Source organism: Colwellia sp. E150_009 (assembly GCF_053543955.1).
On sequence record NZ_JBHFOM010000010.1, the window covers coordinates 50,306 to 68,604 of the forward strand.

General features: G+C 36.7%; 17 protein-coding genes. 7 read left to right on the top strand and 10 right to left on the bottom strand.

Annotated features, from left to right (window positions below):
* Nucleotides 1-35: 35 nt before the first annotated feature.
* Nucleotides 36-1,931: a beta-ketoacyl synthase gene (locus ACE1OF_RS06735; RefSeq protein ID WP_448893495.1), complete on the bottom strand. Its 1,896-nt coding sequence runs from the start codon at nt 1,929-1,931 to the stop codon at nt 36-38.
* 118 nt (nt 1,932-2,049) lie between these two features.
* Here ACE1OF_RS06735 and ACE1OF_RS06740 point away from each other — a divergent pair, with 118 nt between their 5' ends.
* From ACE1OF_RS06740 to ACE1OF_RS06770, 7 genes are all read left to right on the top strand, one after another.
* Entirely contained in the window at nt 2,050-3,138 is a 1,089-nt protein-coding gene (locus tag ACE1OF_RS06740; RefSeq protein WP_448893496.1) for a GlxA family transcriptional regulator, read from the top strand.
* 111 nt (nt 3,139-3,249) lie between these two features.
* Nucleotides 3,250-3,873 carry a dUTP diphosphatase gene (locus ACE1OF_RS06745; protein ID WP_448893552.1) on the top strand — a complete coding sequence of 208 codons (624 nt, stop codon included), beginning with the start codon at nt 3,250-3,252 and terminating at the stop codon, nt 3,871-3,873.
* Nucleotides 3,874-4,086: 213 nt separating this feature from the next.
* Nucleotides 4,087-4,749 (top strand): DUF2726 domain-containing protein, encoded by a 663-nt coding sequence (locus tag ACE1OF_RS06750; RefSeq protein WP_448893497.1) that lies wholly within the window; start codon nt 4,087-4,089, stop codon nt 4,747-4,749.
* A gap of 85 nt (nt 4,750-4,834) precedes the next feature.
* Entirely contained in the window at nt 4,835-5,545 is a 711-nt protein-coding gene (gene mtnN, locus ACE1OF_RS06755; RefSeq protein ID WP_448893498.1) for a 5'-methylthioadenosine/S-adenosylhomocysteine nucleosidase, read from the top strand.
* 23 nt (nt 5,546-5,568) lie between these two features.
* Complete coding sequence (locus tag ACE1OF_RS06760) at nt 5,569-6,552, top strand: cobalamin biosynthesis protein CobD/CbiB (protein ID WP_448893499.1); 984 nt, start codon at nt 5,569-5,571, stop codon at nt 6,550-6,552.
* Nucleotides 6,553-6,608: 56 nt separating this feature from the next.
* Nucleotides 6,609-7,022: a rhodanese-like domain-containing protein gene (locus ACE1OF_RS06765; protein ID WP_448893500.1), complete on the top strand. Its 414-nt coding sequence runs from the start codon at nt 6,609-6,611 to the stop codon at nt 7,020-7,022.
* Between the two features lie 38 nt (nt 7,023-7,060).
* Nucleotides 7,061-7,699, top strand: a complete 639-nt coding sequence (locus ACE1OF_RS06770) for a trimeric intracellular cation channel family protein (protein ID WP_448893502.1) — start codon at nt 7,061-7,063, stop codon at nt 7,697-7,699.
* 22 nt (nt 7,700-7,721) lie between these two features.
* Here the strand turns inward: ACE1OF_RS06770 and ACE1OF_RS06775 are convergent, their stop codons facing one another.
* The 9 genes from ACE1OF_RS06775 to nosR form a co-directional block, all read right to left on the bottom strand.
* On the bottom strand, nt 7,722-8,321 hold the full coding sequence (locus ACE1OF_RS06775; protein WP_448893503.1) for an outer membrane beta-barrel protein: 600 nt from the start codon (nt 8,319-8,321) through the stop codon (nt 7,722-7,724).
* A gap of 234 nt (nt 8,322-8,555) precedes the next feature.
* Complete coding sequence (locus tag ACE1OF_RS06780) at nt 8,556-8,879, bottom strand: ribonuclease E inhibitor RraB (protein WP_448893505.1); 324 nt, start codon at nt 8,877-8,879, stop codon at nt 8,556-8,558.
* A gap of 148 nt (nt 8,880-9,027) precedes the next feature.
* The gene (locus ACE1OF_RS06785) at nt 9,028-9,570 is read right to left on the bottom strand and encodes a DUF4136 domain-containing protein (protein WP_448893506.1); all 543 of its coding nucleotides are present in this window, start codon (nt 9,568-9,570) and stop codon (nt 9,028-9,030) included.
* A gap of 117 nt (nt 9,571-9,687) precedes the next feature.
* Entirely contained in the window at nt 9,688-10,200 is a 513-nt protein-coding gene (locus tag ACE1OF_RS06790) for a nitrous oxide reductase accessory protein NosL (RefSeq protein ID WP_448893507.1), read from the bottom strand.
* A gap of 391 nt (nt 10,201-10,591) precedes the next feature.
* On the bottom strand, nt 10,592-11,410 hold the full coding sequence (locus ACE1OF_RS06795) for an ABC transporter permease (RefSeq protein ID WP_448893508.1): 819 nt from the start codon (nt 11,408-11,410) through the stop codon (nt 10,592-10,594).
* The gene (locus ACE1OF_RS06800; protein ID WP_448893509.1) at nt 11,410-12,387 is read right to left on the bottom strand and encodes an ABC transporter ATP-binding protein; all 978 of its coding nucleotides are present in this window, start codon (nt 12,385-12,387) and stop codon (nt 11,410-11,412) included. The genes ACE1OF_RS06795 and ACE1OF_RS06800 overlap by 1 nt, the downstream gene beginning before the upstream one ends.
* On the bottom strand, nt 12,384-13,772 hold the full coding sequence (locus tag ACE1OF_RS06805) for a nitrous oxide reductase family maturation protein NosD (RefSeq protein WP_448893510.1): 1,389 nt from the start codon (nt 13,770-13,772) through the stop codon (nt 12,384-12,386). The genes ACE1OF_RS06800 and ACE1OF_RS06805 overlap by 4 nt, the downstream gene beginning before the upstream one ends.
* A 225-nt stretch (nt 13,773-13,997) precedes the next feature.
* Entirely contained in the window at nt 13,998-15,896 is a 1,899-nt protein-coding gene (nosZ, locus tag ACE1OF_RS06810) for a TAT-dependent nitrous-oxide reductase (protein ID WP_448893511.1), read from the bottom strand.
* 54 nt (nt 15,897-15,950) lie between these two features.
* The gene (gene nosR / locus ACE1OF_RS06815) at nt 15,951-18,119 is read right to left on the bottom strand and encodes a transcriptional regulator NosR (protein ID WP_448893512.1); all 2,169 of its coding nucleotides are present in this window, start codon (nt 18,117-18,119) and stop codon (nt 15,951-15,953) included.
* Between the last annotated feature and the right edge of the window lie 180 nt (nt 18,120-18,299).

The following is an 18,299-nucleotide window of genomic DNA, read 5'->3' on the forward strand; positions in this document are numbered from 1 at the left end:
TTTTCCATCAAGAAAATCACACATTGGTTATTTGATTAAACCATATCAGCAAAGGGATTTTCAGTAGGTAAAACAATCTTATGTTTAAATTCAGCAAAACGTAAACTGTCATTATTAATTTCAATCATATTTTCATCTAGTAAGCCTTCACCAAATTTATAAATAAGATCAAACTCACCTTGGTTAGCACGTTGACGATAAACGTTTTGCGCTTGCTCAACCAATGATAGTTTTTCTTGGTATTCAATCATGGCTTGTTCACCATAGCGTTTACTTATCATGGCCAGCGTTATTTTAGGTGACATTACCGTAGCCGTGGCGTTATTACCGCCAAAACCTTTTGAATTAATAAAGGCAACATCCATATCACCACAATGCCAATGTTCTGTCGCAATATTTAAGCGCTCGTTGTAAACATCATCAGCAACTTTATCAATAGTAGTTACACCTGGCATAATATTGTCATTAAAAATTCCCAGCGCCATTGCCATTTGATCACCACTCGCTGGGCCAATTGTATGTCCAACAAACGCTTTAGGTGCCGCAACTGGCCAATTAGTAATATCAAAACTCGATGCAATACGATCATAGATTAATGATTCTGTTACACGGTTTTGTGGGGTACTTGAGCCATGCGCTAAAATAAAACTGCGCTCTTTTAATGATTCTTTACCTACAATATTTTGAGCTAACGCAACCGATTTCGCCATCGTAATGTAGTTACCAGGACCAGGAGCAGTAATCGACTTTTTGTACCCATCAGCATTAACAAACACATCGGCAACAGATGCCATAACCTTGGCACCCATTTCAAGTACAAGAGCATCATCCATTAATACAACAAACTGAGCGCCTTCACCAATAGTAAAGCCACAGTTTTCACCAAACGGACGACTTGTCCGGCGGTGATCTGCTGTATTACTACGGTCTAATTTTTTCAATCCCTCTTCATTAGCTAATGCGCTCATGTTACCAAAGCCTTCAATAACTTCAGGTGTAATAGGTGCTTCTGCACTACCTACAACAGCAACACGAATTCGACCCGCTTGTATATCTTGAACAGCAGAACGTAAATTATAAAGAAAGGTGGCACAAGCGCCTGACGAAGAAAAGGTTGTGCCAACATTGCCTGTAACATAAGCATTAACAAAATCAGTTGACATTGTATTTAAGCCTAACGCTAACTGCTTAGTGCTTACCCTTGTGCCAGAAAGCCTACTTTTTAATAAACCACCCAGCCCTTCTTGTTGCATTTGCCCCACAACAGACGCTGAATAGGTACCGACTTGATCTGGGCTAATTTTATCTAAAATCGCATCCCACTCTATGCCTGTAGAGCGAATGGCATCAGTGGCAGCAAAAATAGTGGCCTGTAAACCGCGTGGTTGATATCGGCTATTATAAAGTGTGCTTGGCTCAAAACCTGTTGGCATTTGTCCCGCCGCCTTAATTGGATTATCGCGGTAGGCATCATGAGTTATAGTTAAGTGCTCAGGAATTTCAACCTGTACTTTACCTTCACCAATATCAGTAACTTGCCAAGCATGAGGTAAAGGATGAGGTAATTCTTTTGCCCTAAGTTCAAAAGATATGTGCTTATCAATAGGTTGCACATGCATTTTTTGATGCCAATGGGTAGCATCTGGATCAAAATGATTCTTTTCTATTTTGCGAATCAAGGTACCATCAAGGATCTGTTGCCCTAACTTAGCTTCTACTTCATTAGCAGCAATCACATTACCCTGCTGATCCACCAACTCACCTTGCTGATACGAAACTAACTTCATTAAGCTAGCTAAACCGACAAAGGTCTCTTCACGTGCTTCTGCATTAATTTTATCTATAACAATACGGCGGAAACCTTGATGAAATGATGTTCGACCAGAGGCGTTAATTCCCCCCATGCCAATAACTACAGGTAGTGCTTTCATTTAAATACCTAACTTTACGATAAACAATTTATCAAATTCTAATAATGCTAGTTTATCGTTAAGAAAAACAAAATAATAAGCAATTACAGCCAAAAAATATGCCATAATGGCCGAAATAATGAATTTAATAAAATATATGTCAATAGATGAAAAAAACAGTGTGGAAACTAATCAGTTAAAAGTGGGGTTAGTGATCTATCAGCAAATATTAGCAACAGGCTTAACCTTACCGCTAGAAATGTTATTAGCAGGTGAGGCTTTTGGTCGACGTTACGATAAGTCTGCCCCTAAACTAACAACACACTTAATTAGCCAAGAAGACAAAGCAGTTACCTCTCGGGCTGGCATTCAACTTTTACCTGATATTACCTTAGAAAATATTACATTCAATCACGACTCAAAAATTGAAAGCAGCACTACAAATGAAGTGTACAGACCTGACATTATTTTAATTCCTAGCCTATGGAGAAACCCAAGGCCGATATTGAAACAGCATCAAAAACTCATTTCTTGGCTAAATTACTGTTGGCAGCGTGGCTCAACATTACTGGCTGTAGGGACGGGGGTTTGTTTTCTGGCAGAATCTGGTTTACTCGATTATCACAGCGCAACCACACATTGGCACTATGTTGAACAATTTAAACGCGATTACCCAAAAGTAGAGATCAAACCTGATTTTTTCATTACTCAATCTGAACGTATTTATTGTGCCGCAAGTTTAAATGCCTTAGCTGATATTATTGTGCATCTTATTAGTCAAACCTATGGCCAAGCAGCGGCACAAAATGTTGAGCGTAATTTTTCTCATGAAATTAGAAAGCCTTACGAAGAACAACGCTATTTAGAAGGCGCGGTGGATAGGCATGCAGATGAATTAATTGCGCAAATTCAGTTTTGGTTACACACAAATTTAAGTAGTACTACTAGTTTACTTGAAGTAGCCAAGCAATTTAACTTAAGCCAGCGATCATTCTCACGCCGTTTTAAAAAAGCGACAGGCATTCGCGCAACCGAATATTGGCAACAATTAAGAATAGAAACCGCAAAAGATTTGTTAGCATCAAGTAATTTATCGATACAAGAAATTGCCTACCATGTCGGCTACCAAGATCAGGGGCATCTTACTCGTTTATTCAAGAAAAATTTATCGTTAACACCCAAAGATTATCGTGCCATGGTACGTAAAAAATTGTTTAGTCAAAAGTAAAAATCACCAAAATATCAGCAAATACTTGTCAGACTAGCCTAGGTTAGGCAAAATAACCCCGTCTAAATTAAATTATCAGAGAACATAATGAGCGAACATTTATCTACTGCCTTGTCGGTAGCACAAAAACAAATCAATCAAATGTTAACCATGCAAGATGCAATGAACTCGCGTGTTAGTGAAACATGGCGAAGTAACGGTTACGAATGGTATCGCGCTATTTGGGTTGAATGTGCCGAAATGTTAGATCACCACGGCTGGAAGTGGTGGAAGCATCAAGAAATTGACATACCTCAGGTACAGCTTGAATTAGTAGATATTTTTCATTTTGGTCTAAGCTTACGCTTAATGACAGGTGAAAATGTTGAGTACATTTCAAGCAAGCTTGCCAAAGAACTGCATCAAGGTACAGGAGAAAATGATTTTAAAATTGCCTTAGAAAATTTAGCCTCTGGCGCAGTAACCAAAAAATCATTTGATGCAAAAGCATTAGCTGACTGCATGTCTTTAATGAATATGGATTTAGATGAATTATTCCGCCAATACGTGGGTAAAAATACCTTAAACTTTTTCCGTCAAGATCATGGCTATAAAGAAGGTAGCTATATTAAAGTATGGCATGGTGAGGAAGACAATGAAGTGTTAGCCAAATTAGTTAAAACACTTGATGCCAGTGCCGATGATTTTCAGCAACAACTATATGCGGCATTAGAAGCAAAATATCCAAGCGCATAACCAATAGTGGCAAGTTAGTGGCGGGTTAATTGTTAGGTATAAAACAATTAACCCGATGGAAAAATACTAACCAAATTAGCTGTACTACTTTTTGTTAAAACCAAAACCATCAAATTAATCTCTTTGGCACAAATTATGCTTAATCAGTATTAAGTAATCGCTTTATTTTTTTTTAGGAATCAAGCGTCAATAATTTGAAGTGTTGGAGATGTTATGGAAATTATTTTATTTGCTTTAATTAGCCTGATTGTCATTGTTGGTGTCTTAGCAAGTCGCTTAAATGATAATAGTTTTCCCTTTCCTTTTGACCCTAAAACCTCTGTTTTTACTCCCGCAGAAAAAAACTTTCTGAATTTACTTGAACAAGCGATGGGATCAAACTATCGCGTTATTAACCGGGTAAAGTTGTCTGACATCGTGACTATTCGTCAAGGTGTTTCTAGTCGCGCAAGTCAAAATGCTGCAGCAAATGCTGAAGGAAAATACTTAGATTTTGTCATTTGTGAACGCAACACAATGAAATTATTAGGCGTTGTTGATTTAGTAGACACACAAGGCCGCGGTTACAAAGTAAAAAAAGACTGGTTTGTCAGTGGCGCACTTGAAGCTGCCTCGGTGCCTCATTTACGAATAAAAGTAAAAGCGAATTACACCCTAGATGAAATTCGTGCTTGTATCAATTCACGTCTATTAGGTAACAAAATACCTGCTCCTAAAGTTAAAGGAAAAGTGATTCCTGCACCTATGATTAGAGCCCGCTCTAAAAAAACAGGCGTTTTAAGCCCAACTGCTGCACAAGCTGAATTGTCACCACAATTATCTGGTCACTTATCTGAACAGATATCGAAACAAAATATAGCAGCACTACCACATTAATAATGCCATCACATGAATATTGACTAACTTTTTTTTACTAGCCAAGTTATACTCTTTGGTCAATTATGACGTTAAAGAGAAAATCATGAAAGCAGGTATTATTGGAGCAATGGAGCCAGAAGTTGCTATTTTAAAAGCAAAATTAACACATTGTGAAACCAGTAACCACGCAGGTTATACGTTTCATCAAGGACAGATAAATAACAATGATGTGGTTATTGTACAATCAGGTATTGGTAAAGTAGCGGCAGCACTCGCTACCGCAATTCTTATTGATAAATTTAATCCTGACTACATTGTGAACACTGGCTCTGCTGGTGGCTTTGACACTTCATTAAAAGTTGGCGATATTGTAGTAAGTTCCGAGGTACGCTATCACGATGTTGATGTAACCGCCTTTGGTTATGAAATAGGTCAATTACCCGCTAATCCTGCCGCCTACGTTTCTGACAAAACTTTAATTACAGCAGCTCAAAAGGGTATTGAACAACTTGATGATATTCAAACCATAGTCGGCTTAATCACCACGGGTGACACTTTTATGACGAAAGACGATGATATTGCCAAAGCGCGCGCCAATTTTCCAACAATGGCAGCTGTAGAAATGGAAGGTGCCGCAATTGCTCAAACTTGTCATCAATTTAAGAAACCTTTTGTTATCATTCGTTCACTGTCTGATATTGCAGGAAAAGAGTCTCCGGCCTCTTTCGATGAATACTTAGAAACTGCCTCTATTAATTCATCACAATTAGTTGTTAATATGCTTGATGCACTTAAAGGCCAAATACTTAAATAATCTATTGATGATAGAAATACAAAATGACTGACTTTACAGCGCTTTCTACTTTTAGCAACCAACTCCTCATATTACTGATAGTAATATTAATCAAAGCGATTATTAGTCATTTTATTTTTCATGAACCTTTACGGTTTTTTCAATTTTATTGTCAAAAACTCAGCGATAAAGTTAATAAATCTCAGAATAGTCCAAAACAACAATCAATTGCTGGTTTAGTTGCTATTGTCATCACACTATTACCTATTTCCATTATACTGTGGATGTTTGACATTTTAGTTGAGGTTAATTTTTTATGGCAAGCAATATTACTTTATGTTGCCTTAGGTACATTTGGTATTACACAAGCAAGTAATATTATTACGCAAGCATTAACAACTAAACAAAATTATTTAGCCAAACAAACGCTTAAACCTTGGATGCTAAGAGAAACAGAATCTTTGTCTGCAGTCGGCTTAAGTAAGGCAAACATTGAAATGCAGTTATTACGTACCTTACAACAAGGTTACACCGTGGCATTTATTTTTATGCTATTTGGCTCATTAAGTGCAATTTGTTTTCGATTACTACTAGAAATGCATTACTGTTGGAACAGTAAGCTAATAAAGTATCACAACTTTGGATTTTACAGTAAACGCCTAGTAAACCTTATTCAATGGCTACCTGTCAGAGTATTTTCATTAATATTGTTATTAACAAGTATAGGGAAAAACGCCACTCTTTATTGGCGCTTGAGTCACCCGTACTTTTTCAAACTTAATAATAATATTGCATTAATATTATTAGCACTCAATTTGGCAGTAAAACTTGGTGGGGTTGCATTATATGATGATCAACAACATCCTAAAGAAAAATTAAGAAAAACTAGCTTCAACGACTTAGCAAGACAACCACAAGCCACAGACATTATACGTGCACATAAAAAAATTCATGGTATTATTTATATCAGTTTATTTTTTATGATCTTGCTTGCTGCCGCAATAGAATTTATTGCTGTTAATACATAGACGCAGTTAAATTTAACAAACATAACACAAACAAATCACTCCTAGGAATACACACTATGTCTAAAGTTACTCCATTTAGTATTTTAAAAAGCATCACCTTAGCATCCAGCCTTTTTATCTCTGCTGTACTTGCGAGCGAAATACCTGAAATATCGCAACAAGCATTTTTGTCGGCGGTTAAAGCACCGAGTAATAGCATTGTACTACTCGATGTACGCTCACCAGCCGAGTACAACGAAGGCCATATTGCTGGCGCCATTAATATTAGCCATAACACTATTGAAGAAAACCTTTCACAACTAGCTCAATACAAAAATAGCAATGTGGTTGTATATTGTCGTTCAGGTCGTCGCGCAGCTTTCGCTGAAGAAATATTAAGTGCCAATGGTTTTACTAATCTAAAGCACTTAACGGGTGATATGAATGGTTGGCTTGAAGCAAAATTACCCGTTGTAACTCAACAACCTTAATATTTGTTTATACTTACAGATAACGCACCAATAACCACATGACAGAGCTTATTTACTACTTAGATATTTTTGGTATTATCGTATTTGCTCTGTCAGGTGCATTAATGGCTGGCAGATATAAACTCGATCCCTTTGGTGTTGTTGTACTAGCATGCGTAACTGCCGTTGGAGGGGGAACTATTCGTGACACTATTCTACAAACCCCTGTTTTTTGGGTTGTTAAACCCTATTATCTTTACGTTATATTAGCCACCGCACTCATTACTATTATTTTTATTCGTCAACCTAAGCGAATTCCAAAACGGTTTTTACTTATTGCGGATGCTTTAGGGCTGGCTCTTTTTGCCGTTTTAGGTACTCAAAAGTCAATTGCACTTGGCGCTCCTTACCCTGTTGCTATTGTTATGGGCACTATTACAGGTGTTGCAGGCGGTATGATTCGCGATGTTTTATGCAATGTAATTCCAATGATCTTAAGCAAAGAGATCTATGCATTAGCAGCCATGCTTGGTGGTAGTCTATTTGTGACATTTAACTTACTTGGTTGGTCAGACAATGAAGCAACCATTGTTGCAATTTTGGGAGCTTTATTATTAAGGTTAGCGGCAATTTATTGGCGAGTATCATTACCTGCGTTTGATATCATTGATAAAACAGATAAAGATACCTTCCCCTAGCCCTCTAGACTGATTTTTGAGGTTAAAAAGAATAACTAATACCAACATTCGATGAGGTTAAGGTTAAATCTCCCATATCTTGGTATCGCACTCCTACATTCATGCCTATGCCTAAGTCCCATACATATTGCCAACCAGCCTCTAAAAACAAACCCGTACCACTATCGCCTTCAATATAATGATCATTACCAGTAAATTCAAAATCATAATACTGGGCGCCAATTTTTCCATACAAACTATTACGTTTTGATATAACGATATTTCCCTTTATAGCAGCAACCAAACCGTCAAGCTCAAAGTCATCTACATCCATATTGAAAATTTTATTATTATCACTCCAACTGCAAGTCCAATTATCATTATGATCTTCTTTGCAATCCCAACTGTCATATTCGGTTGCGCCATTGTAGCCAATTTCCACTGAAAAATTATCAATCACTTGATAGTTATAAAAAAGGTAAGATTGAATAAATCCATCACCATCTTTACTTGAGTTTTTATACTCACCGCTAGCAATGCCCGCAACTAAACCTACAGTGTGTTTACTTTCTTCACAATATACTGCCGTACTAATCAATGATAAAGACAATAGAGTGGTCAAAGCTGAATTTAATAGCTTCATAGAATTACTCCTTATAAAAAGATTTGATATTAAAAATAAATATAATAACTAAGTGTTTATTATGGGTTATGGAATAAAACATATCTGTTAGTTAAATGTGGGAAAATGTAAATTTTTGTAAATTAGTTTTGTGGTACGCAGGTGTTATTTAGGGTAATTAAATTGAGTTTTTTGCTATAAATAAACTGTTCAGCTCCCATTTTACCAGGCTTTTTAATTGCAGTAGATTGAGATTTACGCTTCAATTCCCCAACCATCATTGTAACCAGAGAATTTAGTCGCTAACTGTTCAAAATCTGCTTCTTGTTTACTTACAACCTCATAACTTGGCACTATGGTTATAGTACAATCTACATCCCATACATTAGGGGTTTCATCAGGGTGTACTCTAACACTGACATCTTTCATATTGTCTTTAATAAAATCGGCCATTGCTTGTGCTTGTGCTTCTTTTTCAAATAAATGAAAAAAAACCACTTGGTGCGTCACACTAAGATTTATGCCTGCTTGGTGCATTTCTGCTAATACTTGACCTGTTTCATCGTTCGGGAAATTCATGATTTTATTCTACTTTTCAGACATTGAGACAATTGATGTTAACGAATAGCAGCATTATAAACAGTGAGCATTCGCTTGAATAGTTTTAAAAAATAGTTTTTTAAACTTAGTAACCAGTATAACGTTTTTAGCAAAAATAGCGCTCTAACTATGATGGGTATTGTGCCAACATTGTTGAAACTGCCAGTTTAATTCTATCATTAGTGTCAGCACTGTTTTCTTTTGTTTTTAAACCCAGCGGATGAACACTACGCCAAACAGAACGATTTTGTTTAGGATCGATTAAATCAACCACTAAACTCCCCTGACTAATGGCTACGTATTGCTGCTCAGTTCTCCACGTAGTCGCTCGTAAACATTGCGTACAAAAGCGTACCATTTTATTATAATTAGCATATTCATGCCATTTACCATTAAACACATAATAGGATACTATCACATCGGCCTTATCGGGTGATTGATAATTAAATTTTTTACTCGCCATGGTACGTTCAATCGCAATTTCAATGGCATTACGACGCGTGTCTAACAAGCTTTGTGTTTCACTAAATGGTGAGTTACGATCATAGAGGCTATAGCTTTTTACAGCGGAAAAACCAAAACTATCTTGGTATACAACGCCTGCTTTTTTAATACTTGAACAAGCGCTAAGCATCAAAAAGAGTGTTGGAATAATAATGTTTTTGAGCATGCTAAATAAAAGCTAGAAAATAAAGAACTTGCTCTAGCCTAGCAAGTTCTCTGGCAACTATAAAGAAGCAACTTAAAAAACACAAAGAAAACTTCTTAAGTTAAGCTAGCAGGCTTTCTACATTAAAGTATCGAGGTTGATGTCTTTAAAACTAATGACTTTACCGCCAAACTCTTTTGCAAAAGCTTGAGCATCTGCTTGTTGACTAAAACTTGCTAACGTTGCTCCCATTGCCCCTGTTTTTTCTGATCCCATAACGTACCATGCTGTTTTTGCATCAATAAAATACTTATCATCTATACTGTCGCTGCCCCACGGCATTTTACTCATGTCGTGTACTAACATTTGCGATACATTACGTTGATTTTCTGGATCTAAATAATAGCTAAACATATCTCGCGTTGAACAAAATTTGTATACTTGATCGCCCTGCTCTTTACGAAAAACCTCACCTTTAGGCCCATCAAATCGGGTAATTAACATACCACACAAATGACATTCATCACTTGATTCCATCGCAACTGCCTGATGAATTACTTTTTGTTGCTCGCTATTATCAGAGCAAGATATAACAGAAGTAGCTGTAATTGTCAGCGTGGCAATTATCGCCAATAACTTGTTTAGTTTCATAGTAAATTTTCTCATAAATTTTGGTAGTTTATCGGTAAGCCAAATACAATGGCATTATACCAAGTTGATTAAGTTCTTTCTCACTCAGCGAGAATTAAAAGGCTTAGAGGCACAGGTTATACGTTCCAAACATAACCTAAGTACCTACATCCATGTAGGCAAGGCATTGATTGAAGAGAATGGTCATTCCCTTGTCAAAATCAATAGCGCTGCATATAAGCCTTTACTTTTTATTAGGTACTCGCCCTTTGGGAGCTCATTAGCAAACTGATAACATCACAAAATTGAAGAAATATAGAATAACTATGTTTACTCAATTTTCCTTGTTCTAAGCTCGCTAATGAAGCTCTGAGTTGGGAAGAAATTTAATCAAATTGGTATTAAACCTTAGTTAAAGTTTCTTTTTCTTAAAAATAAAAATAGCTAATGTCAATGGTAAAACAACCCAAGCGACTAATGCAGAAAATAGCTGCATTTGTGATAGGCTAGCATTAATAGCAACTGATAAAGCGCCATTTACATCACTACTGTCTAATCCAGCAAAGTTAACAAGTCGAAAAATGTCTGCAGGGTTTAACATCATTAATTGTGTTAGTCCTTGTTGAGTAACCCCTTCTTCAACTCCAACAAGTAAAGCGAGTAAAGCAAGGTCAAATGCCAAAGCAAACAAGAACCAAGTAATTAATGCAAACCCTGCTGCTTTTGACTTTTCGCTTACCGACAAACTAATTAAATAAGCGATAGCAGTGAAGCTTAATCCCAATAAAATAGCACTAATAATAAAAATACCGAACGTGCTTAAAATAGCGGTATCGCCAATTTGCATATATAAAACAACAGCCGATGCACCAAACCCTAATAACGTCGCAAGCGCGATAATTCCACCCTGCCCAATAAATTTGCCTAACAGCAACTGGCTTTTACTTAAGGGATACGTTAATAACAATAATAATGTACCGCTTTCTTGTTCTCCAACAAAACTATCATAGCTAAGTAATAGCGCAATAAGTGGGATCAAAAAAACAGCTAGGCTAGCTAAACTAGCAACCGTGGTTGATAAAGATGCAACACCAACAGCTCCTGACGCAGCCGCACCAAAATAAGTTAGCCCTATAGAAAGTAGCGCGAAAATAAGTGTTATGGAAACCAACCAACGATTTCTGAGTCCATCGTGAAATTCTTTATTTGCTACGGTAAATATTTGATGCATTAACCTTGCCCTCCGTTAGTCTTATTGTTTCCAGAAAGCTGTTGTTCGGAAAGTTCATGCGCTGAAAGAAAGTGCTGGTAAACTTGTTCTAAATTCGCAGATTCAACCTGAATATCGTCAAGATCATTCAAACTAAGTAATTGTTTTAAGACCGCAAGTTTTTCATTTTCTGGCACTAACAATGTATTAGGACAAGTACCAGTGATAAAACTATTTAGTATTGCGTCTTGAGTTACTGTGCCATTCAAGCCTCCTTTTTTGAAGGAAAGAGGTTTAATCACAACAGGTAAAGCTGCTTGTTGACGTAGTTCACTTAAAGTGCCCATCGCTAATAATTTACCTGTAGATAAAATCATTGCTCTATCAATATGTTGCTCAACACCAGGCAACACATGAGAACACAAAATAACGCTTGAACCATTAGATTTGAGTTGATCCACAGTTTTATAAAAGTCTCGTGTGGCAATAGGGTCAAGACCCACAGTGGGTTCATCAAGTAATAATAACTTGGGTTCTCCAATAAACGCCTGTGCTAAACCAAGGCGCTGACGCATGCCTTTTGAATACGTTTTCACTTGACGATTCATCGCATGAGTAATACCTACTTGTTCCAATAAATCAACAGCCAGTTTCTTCCCTGCGGCTTTAGAAAAACCCTTCAATTTAACAAAGTAAGTAAGTACTTCTAAACCTGTTAATTGTTCATAAAAACTTACATTCTCAGGTAAATAACCTACTTTACTACGACAGTTCCACGCTTCTTTTGAGTCAGGAGCCATGCCCATCACTTCCACTTTGCCTCGACTAGGTGAAATAACACCTAAAATAAGCTTCATCATGGTAGTTTTACCTGCACCATTATGACCAAACAAACCAAGTACTTCGCCTTCATTTAACGACATAGTCATTGCGCTTAAAGCGTCTAATTGACCGTACGTTTTTCCAGCCTCAATTAAGGAAACTAACGGGGTATTCATAATTCTTCTTCCTGCACAGACATTGTCTTTATGTGGCTAATTTGTAAGATTGGTGTTTCTTCCGTATTGTGTATAGAGTTAAAAGGAGCCATCAACGGGAAGCTATCTTTCACACCTGGCGGTTTTAATACTGGAAACTGTTTTTGTATCCAGCGTAGGATCAAAATGGCAGGACTATCCATAATCATTTTCATCTCTGGGTATTGCCAAACTAGTTTATCAATACCATCATTCGGTTCAAAAATAGCATCGCCAATGCCGTCGTTATTCATGTCCCAACCAAGATAGTTACTCCAATAATTTCCTCGGCCATCTTTACTCCATTCCTGTTTTTTATTTGAAACATATTTTACTTGTGTTGGGTTGTTAATAAAGTTGTTACCATAAATTTTAATATTTTCTGAGCCAGCAGTTAGGTGAATACCAATTTCAGCTGTGTCGATAATATTACTTTCAACAGTATTATAACCTGAGTTATAAACAAATAAGCCTTTACCATCACGCCCTAACACTTTATTTTCAGACTTGGTCCATACATTTTTAATATAGTTATTACTAAAAGTAGACTCTGTAATAAAGTTTAATAAAAAGCCGTAGTCTTCACTGTCTGTTGTTTTGTTACCTGTAATGGTTAAACGCCGAGAACTCATAAGGGCATAACCCGCACGAGTATTGTATGCTGTATTATTTTTTACTGTATTATCATAGGAATACATATAATGAATACCATACCTTAAATCATGCATGGTATTATTTTCTATCAAATTATTCTGGCTAGAGATAACATAAATACCATCACGTGTTTTATAGGTTTCATTATTAAATACATGACTATGGGTCACGTTAGATAACTGGATACCATTGCCTCTATCTGCAGAACGAAGTGTTAAGTTTCCTTGCACTTTATTATTAAATACTTTTGCTTTGGTAATATTATTAAGCCAAATACCAAAACCATCGCCAGACAAAACAGTATTTTTAATTACTATTCCTTCCGCTTTTTTCTTGTCTGAACTGACACCAACTTTTTCATTAGAATATATACCTGATGTTTGCTCGGTAAGATCATGACCCCAATTGATAATATTAAGATTATCTATTGTAATAAAAGAGTTCTTGAGAGTAAGTGCATGTCCCTCTCCTTGCGCATCTATAATGCTGCCATTCTCACCACGCAGGGTAATTTGCTTTTCAATAACAAAATTACCAATATACTTACCTGCAGTTAATGTCACAGTATCGCCATCTTGGCTTGCATTAAGCACTTTTTGTAGATCATCAGTAACAGACACTGAAAATTGCTCAGCAAAAATGAGTTGGCTAAAGCCACTCAAAAAAACGAGTAAAATCAATATTAGGGGGTGTTTTTTATTCAAACGTAACAAGAGAAATTCATCACTAAGTTCTAAAAGAATAACAGCATAACATTTTAAACTATATGTCTGTTGATCTTAAGTAAAAAGTTACTTAATTATAACGATAAAAACACTTTCAAAATATAAAAATAAAGCTCAACACCTTGCGATATTGAGCTTTAAAGATTCTCATTGCTTTATGTTTCTATGCTAAATCAAGCTAAGTTAATTTAAAAATTCCAATGGCACTGAATTTTATGCATGAACAAACATACGACCGCGCATTTCCATGTGTAAAGCATGACAGAACCAGTTACAGTAATACCATTGAACACCTGGTTTGTCGGCAGTGAAAGTAATTGACGATGTTGCTTGTGGGCTAATCTCCATTTGAACACCGTGGTTAGTCATACAGAAACCATGTGTTACATCTTCAACTTGGTCAAGGTTAGTTACCACAACAGTCACTTCATCACCTAGGTTCACATCAAATGATTCTAAACCATAGGTTGGTGCAACTGATGTCATGTATACTCGTACTTTTTTAGGGTCTTTCTTATCACGAATAACTTTATTGTCAGTCATCAAGTCAACACCATCTTTTTTCGCCATTGCTACTGTAGGGGCAAAAAACGGGTCATCACGTGTCCATATTTTTTTAGGTTTAACTTTACTACGGTGAACCATAATACAATCATGTGGTTCAGCAAAAGTAGGTCCATCATGAACAAGCTTCATTTCATCTCCAGAAATATCAATTAACTGATCATTTTCTGGTTTCAATGGGCCAACATTTAAGAATCTATCTTTAGAGAACTTACATAATACAACTAACCATTTACCATCTGCATCTCTCGTTTCACCTTGCGATGTATGGTTATGGCCTGGTTGATAGTTAACATCTAATTTTTGACGAACATAATTAACCTTTTCACCATTATAGGCTTTTATTGCATCTTCAATATTCCATTTAACCACTTGGCTATCTAAGAATAACGTAGTGTAAGCATCACCACGGCCGTCAAAAGACGTGTGAAGCGGCCCTAAACCTAATTCTGGTTCAGCGACGATAGCATCACGCGGTTTAATTTTATTTGCAAACAAGTCATCTAATTTGGCAATAGAAATAACGCTCACTGTAGGTGATAATTTACCATTTGCTACGAAGTACTTACCTTCTGGTGAAGTATTTAAACCGTGAGGTGATTTAGGAACAGGAATATAACGTGTTAAATCAGAGCCTTTACGACCGTCTAATACTGGAACATTATTACCGTTATATGTTTTGAATTTACCTGCTTTTAATGCAGCTTCACAAGCGGCTAAACTAAAGATCACTACATGATCACGCTCTGATGAAATCATTTCACCTAAGTTCATTCCCATTTCTGCGTTATAGCAAGTTGAAGCAAAATATTTACCATCAAAATCTGCGTCAGTGTTATCTAAGTTACCGTCTACCATCACTTGGAAAGCCATTTCCATGGTTTCTGCATCAATCACATTATATAACGAACGGTAGGTGCTAACATCTTTCATACCAGCTTTACCATCGTTATTCATTGGAATTTCAAATTCACCATTACAAACAACATATTTGGTATAAGGTGCTTTTTGGACACGTAAACCATGTACAGCCTGTACATTAGGTACAGTTAATATTTTGTCTGTTTTCATGATGTCGCAACGAATACGACCTACGCGACTATTAGCCTTATCGTTGATAAATACATATTTACCATTATAGCTACCATCAGTCATTGACATATGAGGATGATGAGAGTCACCCGCTAAGAAGTGATCACCATCGCCTCTGATGTGCTTACTTTCATTCGTTAAGCCCCAACCTGTGGCGGAATCGATATTAAACATTGGAATACGCATTAACTCACGCATTGAAGGTATACCCATAATACGTACTTCGCCTGAATGACCACCAGACCAGAAGCCATAGTATTCATCTAGTTCACCTGGGTGAACAACAGGGCTCATTGCAGCTTCTTTCGCTTGTGCCTTAGCCGTTGCAGCAAACATAGCTGCTGTCATTGGCGCAGCAACAACTCCAGCACCAATGAGTGCTGTTTTTCCGAAAAATTTTCGGCGGTCTGCATTATCTAATGCGACGTCATTATTTTTGTTCTCTTCATTACTCATTGCTTATCTCCGTTGTGCTTACTTTTAATATTAATTTGTTTTGATAAATAAAATTTATGCGACTTCTTTTACGTTTATTTCTGTTTCTTTATATTTTGCTTTTTTCCGCGCCAACTTTTTCAGTGGTGGGCACTTTTCTTCATTAAAATACGTTACCTGACAATCAAGACAGTAATGACACTCTCTCATATTGATTACACCATCAGGGTTAATTGCTTGAATTTCACACTCTTTTGCACAAGTTTTACAAGGCTGACCACATTCTGGACGACGACGTAACCAACTAAATAAACGAATACTGTTACTGGTTGATAACGCTGCGCCTAGTGGGCATAAATAGCGACAAAAGAACTTACGATTAAATACATTGATAACGAGTAAAGCTACAGCATATATAATAAAAGGCCATTCACGATCAAACTTCAGCAAAAACGTTGTTTTAAAAGGTTCAATCTCAGCAAATTGTTCTGCCAGGGCTAGCGACTCCATTGATAGACCAAACAATGCTAATAAAATTAAGTATTTAATTGCCCATAAACGCTCATGCACAGCCCAAGGCAGTTCAAACTGGGGAATTTTGATATAACGAGCAAAGATATTTATCAGCTCTTGTAGCGCACCAAATGGGCATAACCATCCACAATAAACTGCACGCCCCCATAGAATCATAGTTACAGCAGCAGCACCCCATAAAATAAAGATAATCGGGTCAAGCAGGAAGAGGTCCCAAGAAAAGTCTGACATAAAGGCTTGTAAGAAAGTAAATACATTCACTACTGATAATTGTCCTCCCCACGACCAGCCAATAAAGACTACAGTAACAATTAGGAAGCAATGACGGAAATTATGCATAAAAGTTGGGTGGCGTACGAGTATGTCTTGGAAGAACAAACTCATCACTACAATACCCAATAAAATAATTAAAATAACAACTTCAGTATTTTTCTCTTTCCACACTTGCTGTGTTAACGACAACTCTGGCTCAGGTAAAATCAATGGCGGACGATCTACATATTGATCTAGCGTGTGATAATCAGCTTTAAAACTTGTAAAAATACTGTCTAAAGGCCCTGTTTGACGACGAACTAATAATTCTAATTGCCAGTCAGATGCAGGATTAAAATCATGATGAGCACGAATGGTAAAAATTGATTTTTCTTCAAATTCTGGCAAGTTATCCATTGCAAGATCGGTGATTCTGGTATGATCTAAATCTCTAAAGGCAAAAGCATCACCATTTTGTAAAACTTGAATACGGTCAAATATCCCGCCTCTAACATACCCAGAGCCTTTATATGAATAACCTTGTCCCATTAATATAAGTGCATGTTCACCTGGTTTTAGGGTAGACATTAAATATTCATATTCACTGTCACCAAGTAAATTTCGTCCTATCGAAGGAATATCCACTTGTGCAAAGTAAATTTCAGCAAACATTTCTTTCTTTTGCTCTGGGCTGGCTTCATTTATATGCTCAGCTTCTGTACCAACAAAAGCTTCATCAACCGTTTCTCTATTAAGATACAGCTTGCGAATAGCACCATTGCCAAGCAATGTTAACCAATCTGCCTTTTCAAACACATCAGGGTATATAGTACCCATAGGTTGAATAGCTTCTTGCCCAGTTTTAACAATGCCTAAAGAACGTGCCACTTGTATGGCTGATTTAACAATAGCAACATTCATCACCATCACGGTAACAGTAGCACCTGACAAGCCGTCAATGTGAATAACGCCTTCTGTTTTGTTTCCACCAACTTTTAGCCTATCTTTTACTGTTAAGCCATCATATTGTTCTGCAAATTTGTGTAGTTTAGACTCAGGAATTCCCGCTAAAATAATAGGTTCATGATGTTCAAGTACTTTGGCTCCTAAATAAACACCTTTTGTGTTAATGGCCACAAGCATGTTGACTGGCTCGCCAGAATAAGCGGGGATTTTCTCTAAATCATTGGTTTCAAAAGCATAGCCCAAAACAACTTCTTTTTGGTTTTGATCTTGACCAAAAACAGTCCAAATTAACGGTTCACCTTCCTTAGCAGCCATTTTTTCAGAAATTCTTGTTTGTTCGGGGAAAATTTCTTTAATTAAAGGCATTGGATCTTTAGGCGGGCTAACAAATAATGCCTGCGCAGGAAAGATGACAGCTAGAGACAAAAAGAATACTGGACCTAAAAGAATAAAGATCTTTTTCAATATATTTTTAACGGGACTGAATAACATCAAGCATCCTATTCTTAATACAAAACAGCAAATGGTAATAAAGCACCACTGCGACAATATGCCACAGTCTACTTTATTAGTAAATAATCGTTATGATTTAGATCAAAAAATTTGTAGAGGGTGTTTGATAAGACTAAAGAAAAACTTTTATTAGTCCTTTTAAGAGATTAGTAATTTTAG

Bases quoted from the DNA above. Each gene is read 5' to 3' on its own strand.
- mtnN (WP_448893498.1), top strand. From the start codon at position 4,835: ATGAAAGCAGGTATTATTGGAGCAATGGAGCCAGAAGTTGCTATTTTA.
- ACE1OF_RS06735 (WP_448893495.1), bottom strand. From the start codon at position 1,931: ATGAAAGCACTACCTGTAGTTATTGGCATGGGGGGAATTAACGCCTCT.
- nosZ (WP_448893511.1), bottom strand. From the start codon at position 15,896: ATGAGTAATGAAGAGAACAAAAATAATGACGTCGCATTAGATAATGCA.
- ACE1OF_RS06795 (WP_448893508.1), bottom strand. From the start codon at position 11,410: ATGCATCAAATATTTACCGTAGCAAATAAAGAATTTCACGATGGACTC.
- nosR (WP_448893512.1), bottom strand. From the start codon at position 18,119: ATGTTATTCAGTCCCGTTAAAAATATATTGAAAAAGATCTTTATTCTT.
- ACE1OF_RS06780 (WP_448893505.1), bottom strand. From the start codon at position 8,879: ATGAATTTCCCGAACGATGAAACAGGTCAAGTATTAGCAGAAATGCAC.
- ACE1OF_RS06800 (WP_448893509.1), bottom strand. From the start codon at position 12,387: ATGAATACCCCGTTAGTTTCCTTAATTGAGGCTGGAAAAACGTACGGT.
- ACE1OF_RS06740 (WP_448893496.1), top strand. From the start codon at position 2,050: ATGAATTTAATAAAATATATGTCAATAGATGAAAAAAACAGTGTGGAA.
- ACE1OF_RS06775 (WP_448893503.1), bottom strand. From the start codon at position 8,321: ATGAAGCTATTAAATTCAGCTTTGACCACTCTATTGTCTTTATCATTG.
- ACE1OF_RS06765 (WP_448893500.1), top strand. From the start codon at position 6,609: ATGTCTAAAGTTACTCCATTTAGTATTTTAAAAAGCATCACCTTAGCA.
- ACE1OF_RS06760 (WP_448893499.1), top strand. From the start codon at position 5,569: ATGACTGACTTTACAGCGCTTTCTACTTTTAGCAACCAACTCCTCATA.
- ACE1OF_RS06770 (WP_448893502.1), top strand. From the start codon at position 7,061: ATGACAGAGCTTATTTACTACTTAGATATTTTTGGTATTATCGTATTT.
- ACE1OF_RS06750 (WP_448893497.1), top strand. From the start codon at position 4,087: ATGGAAATTATTTTATTTGCTTTAATTAGCCTGATTGTCATTGTTGGT.
- ACE1OF_RS06790 (WP_448893507.1), bottom strand. From the start codon at position 10,200: ATGAAACTAAACAAGTTATTGGCGATAATTGCCACGCTGACAATTACA.
- ACE1OF_RS06785 (WP_448893506.1), bottom strand. From the start codon at position 9,570: ATGCTCAAAAACATTATTATTCCAACACTCTTTTTGATGCTTAGCGCT.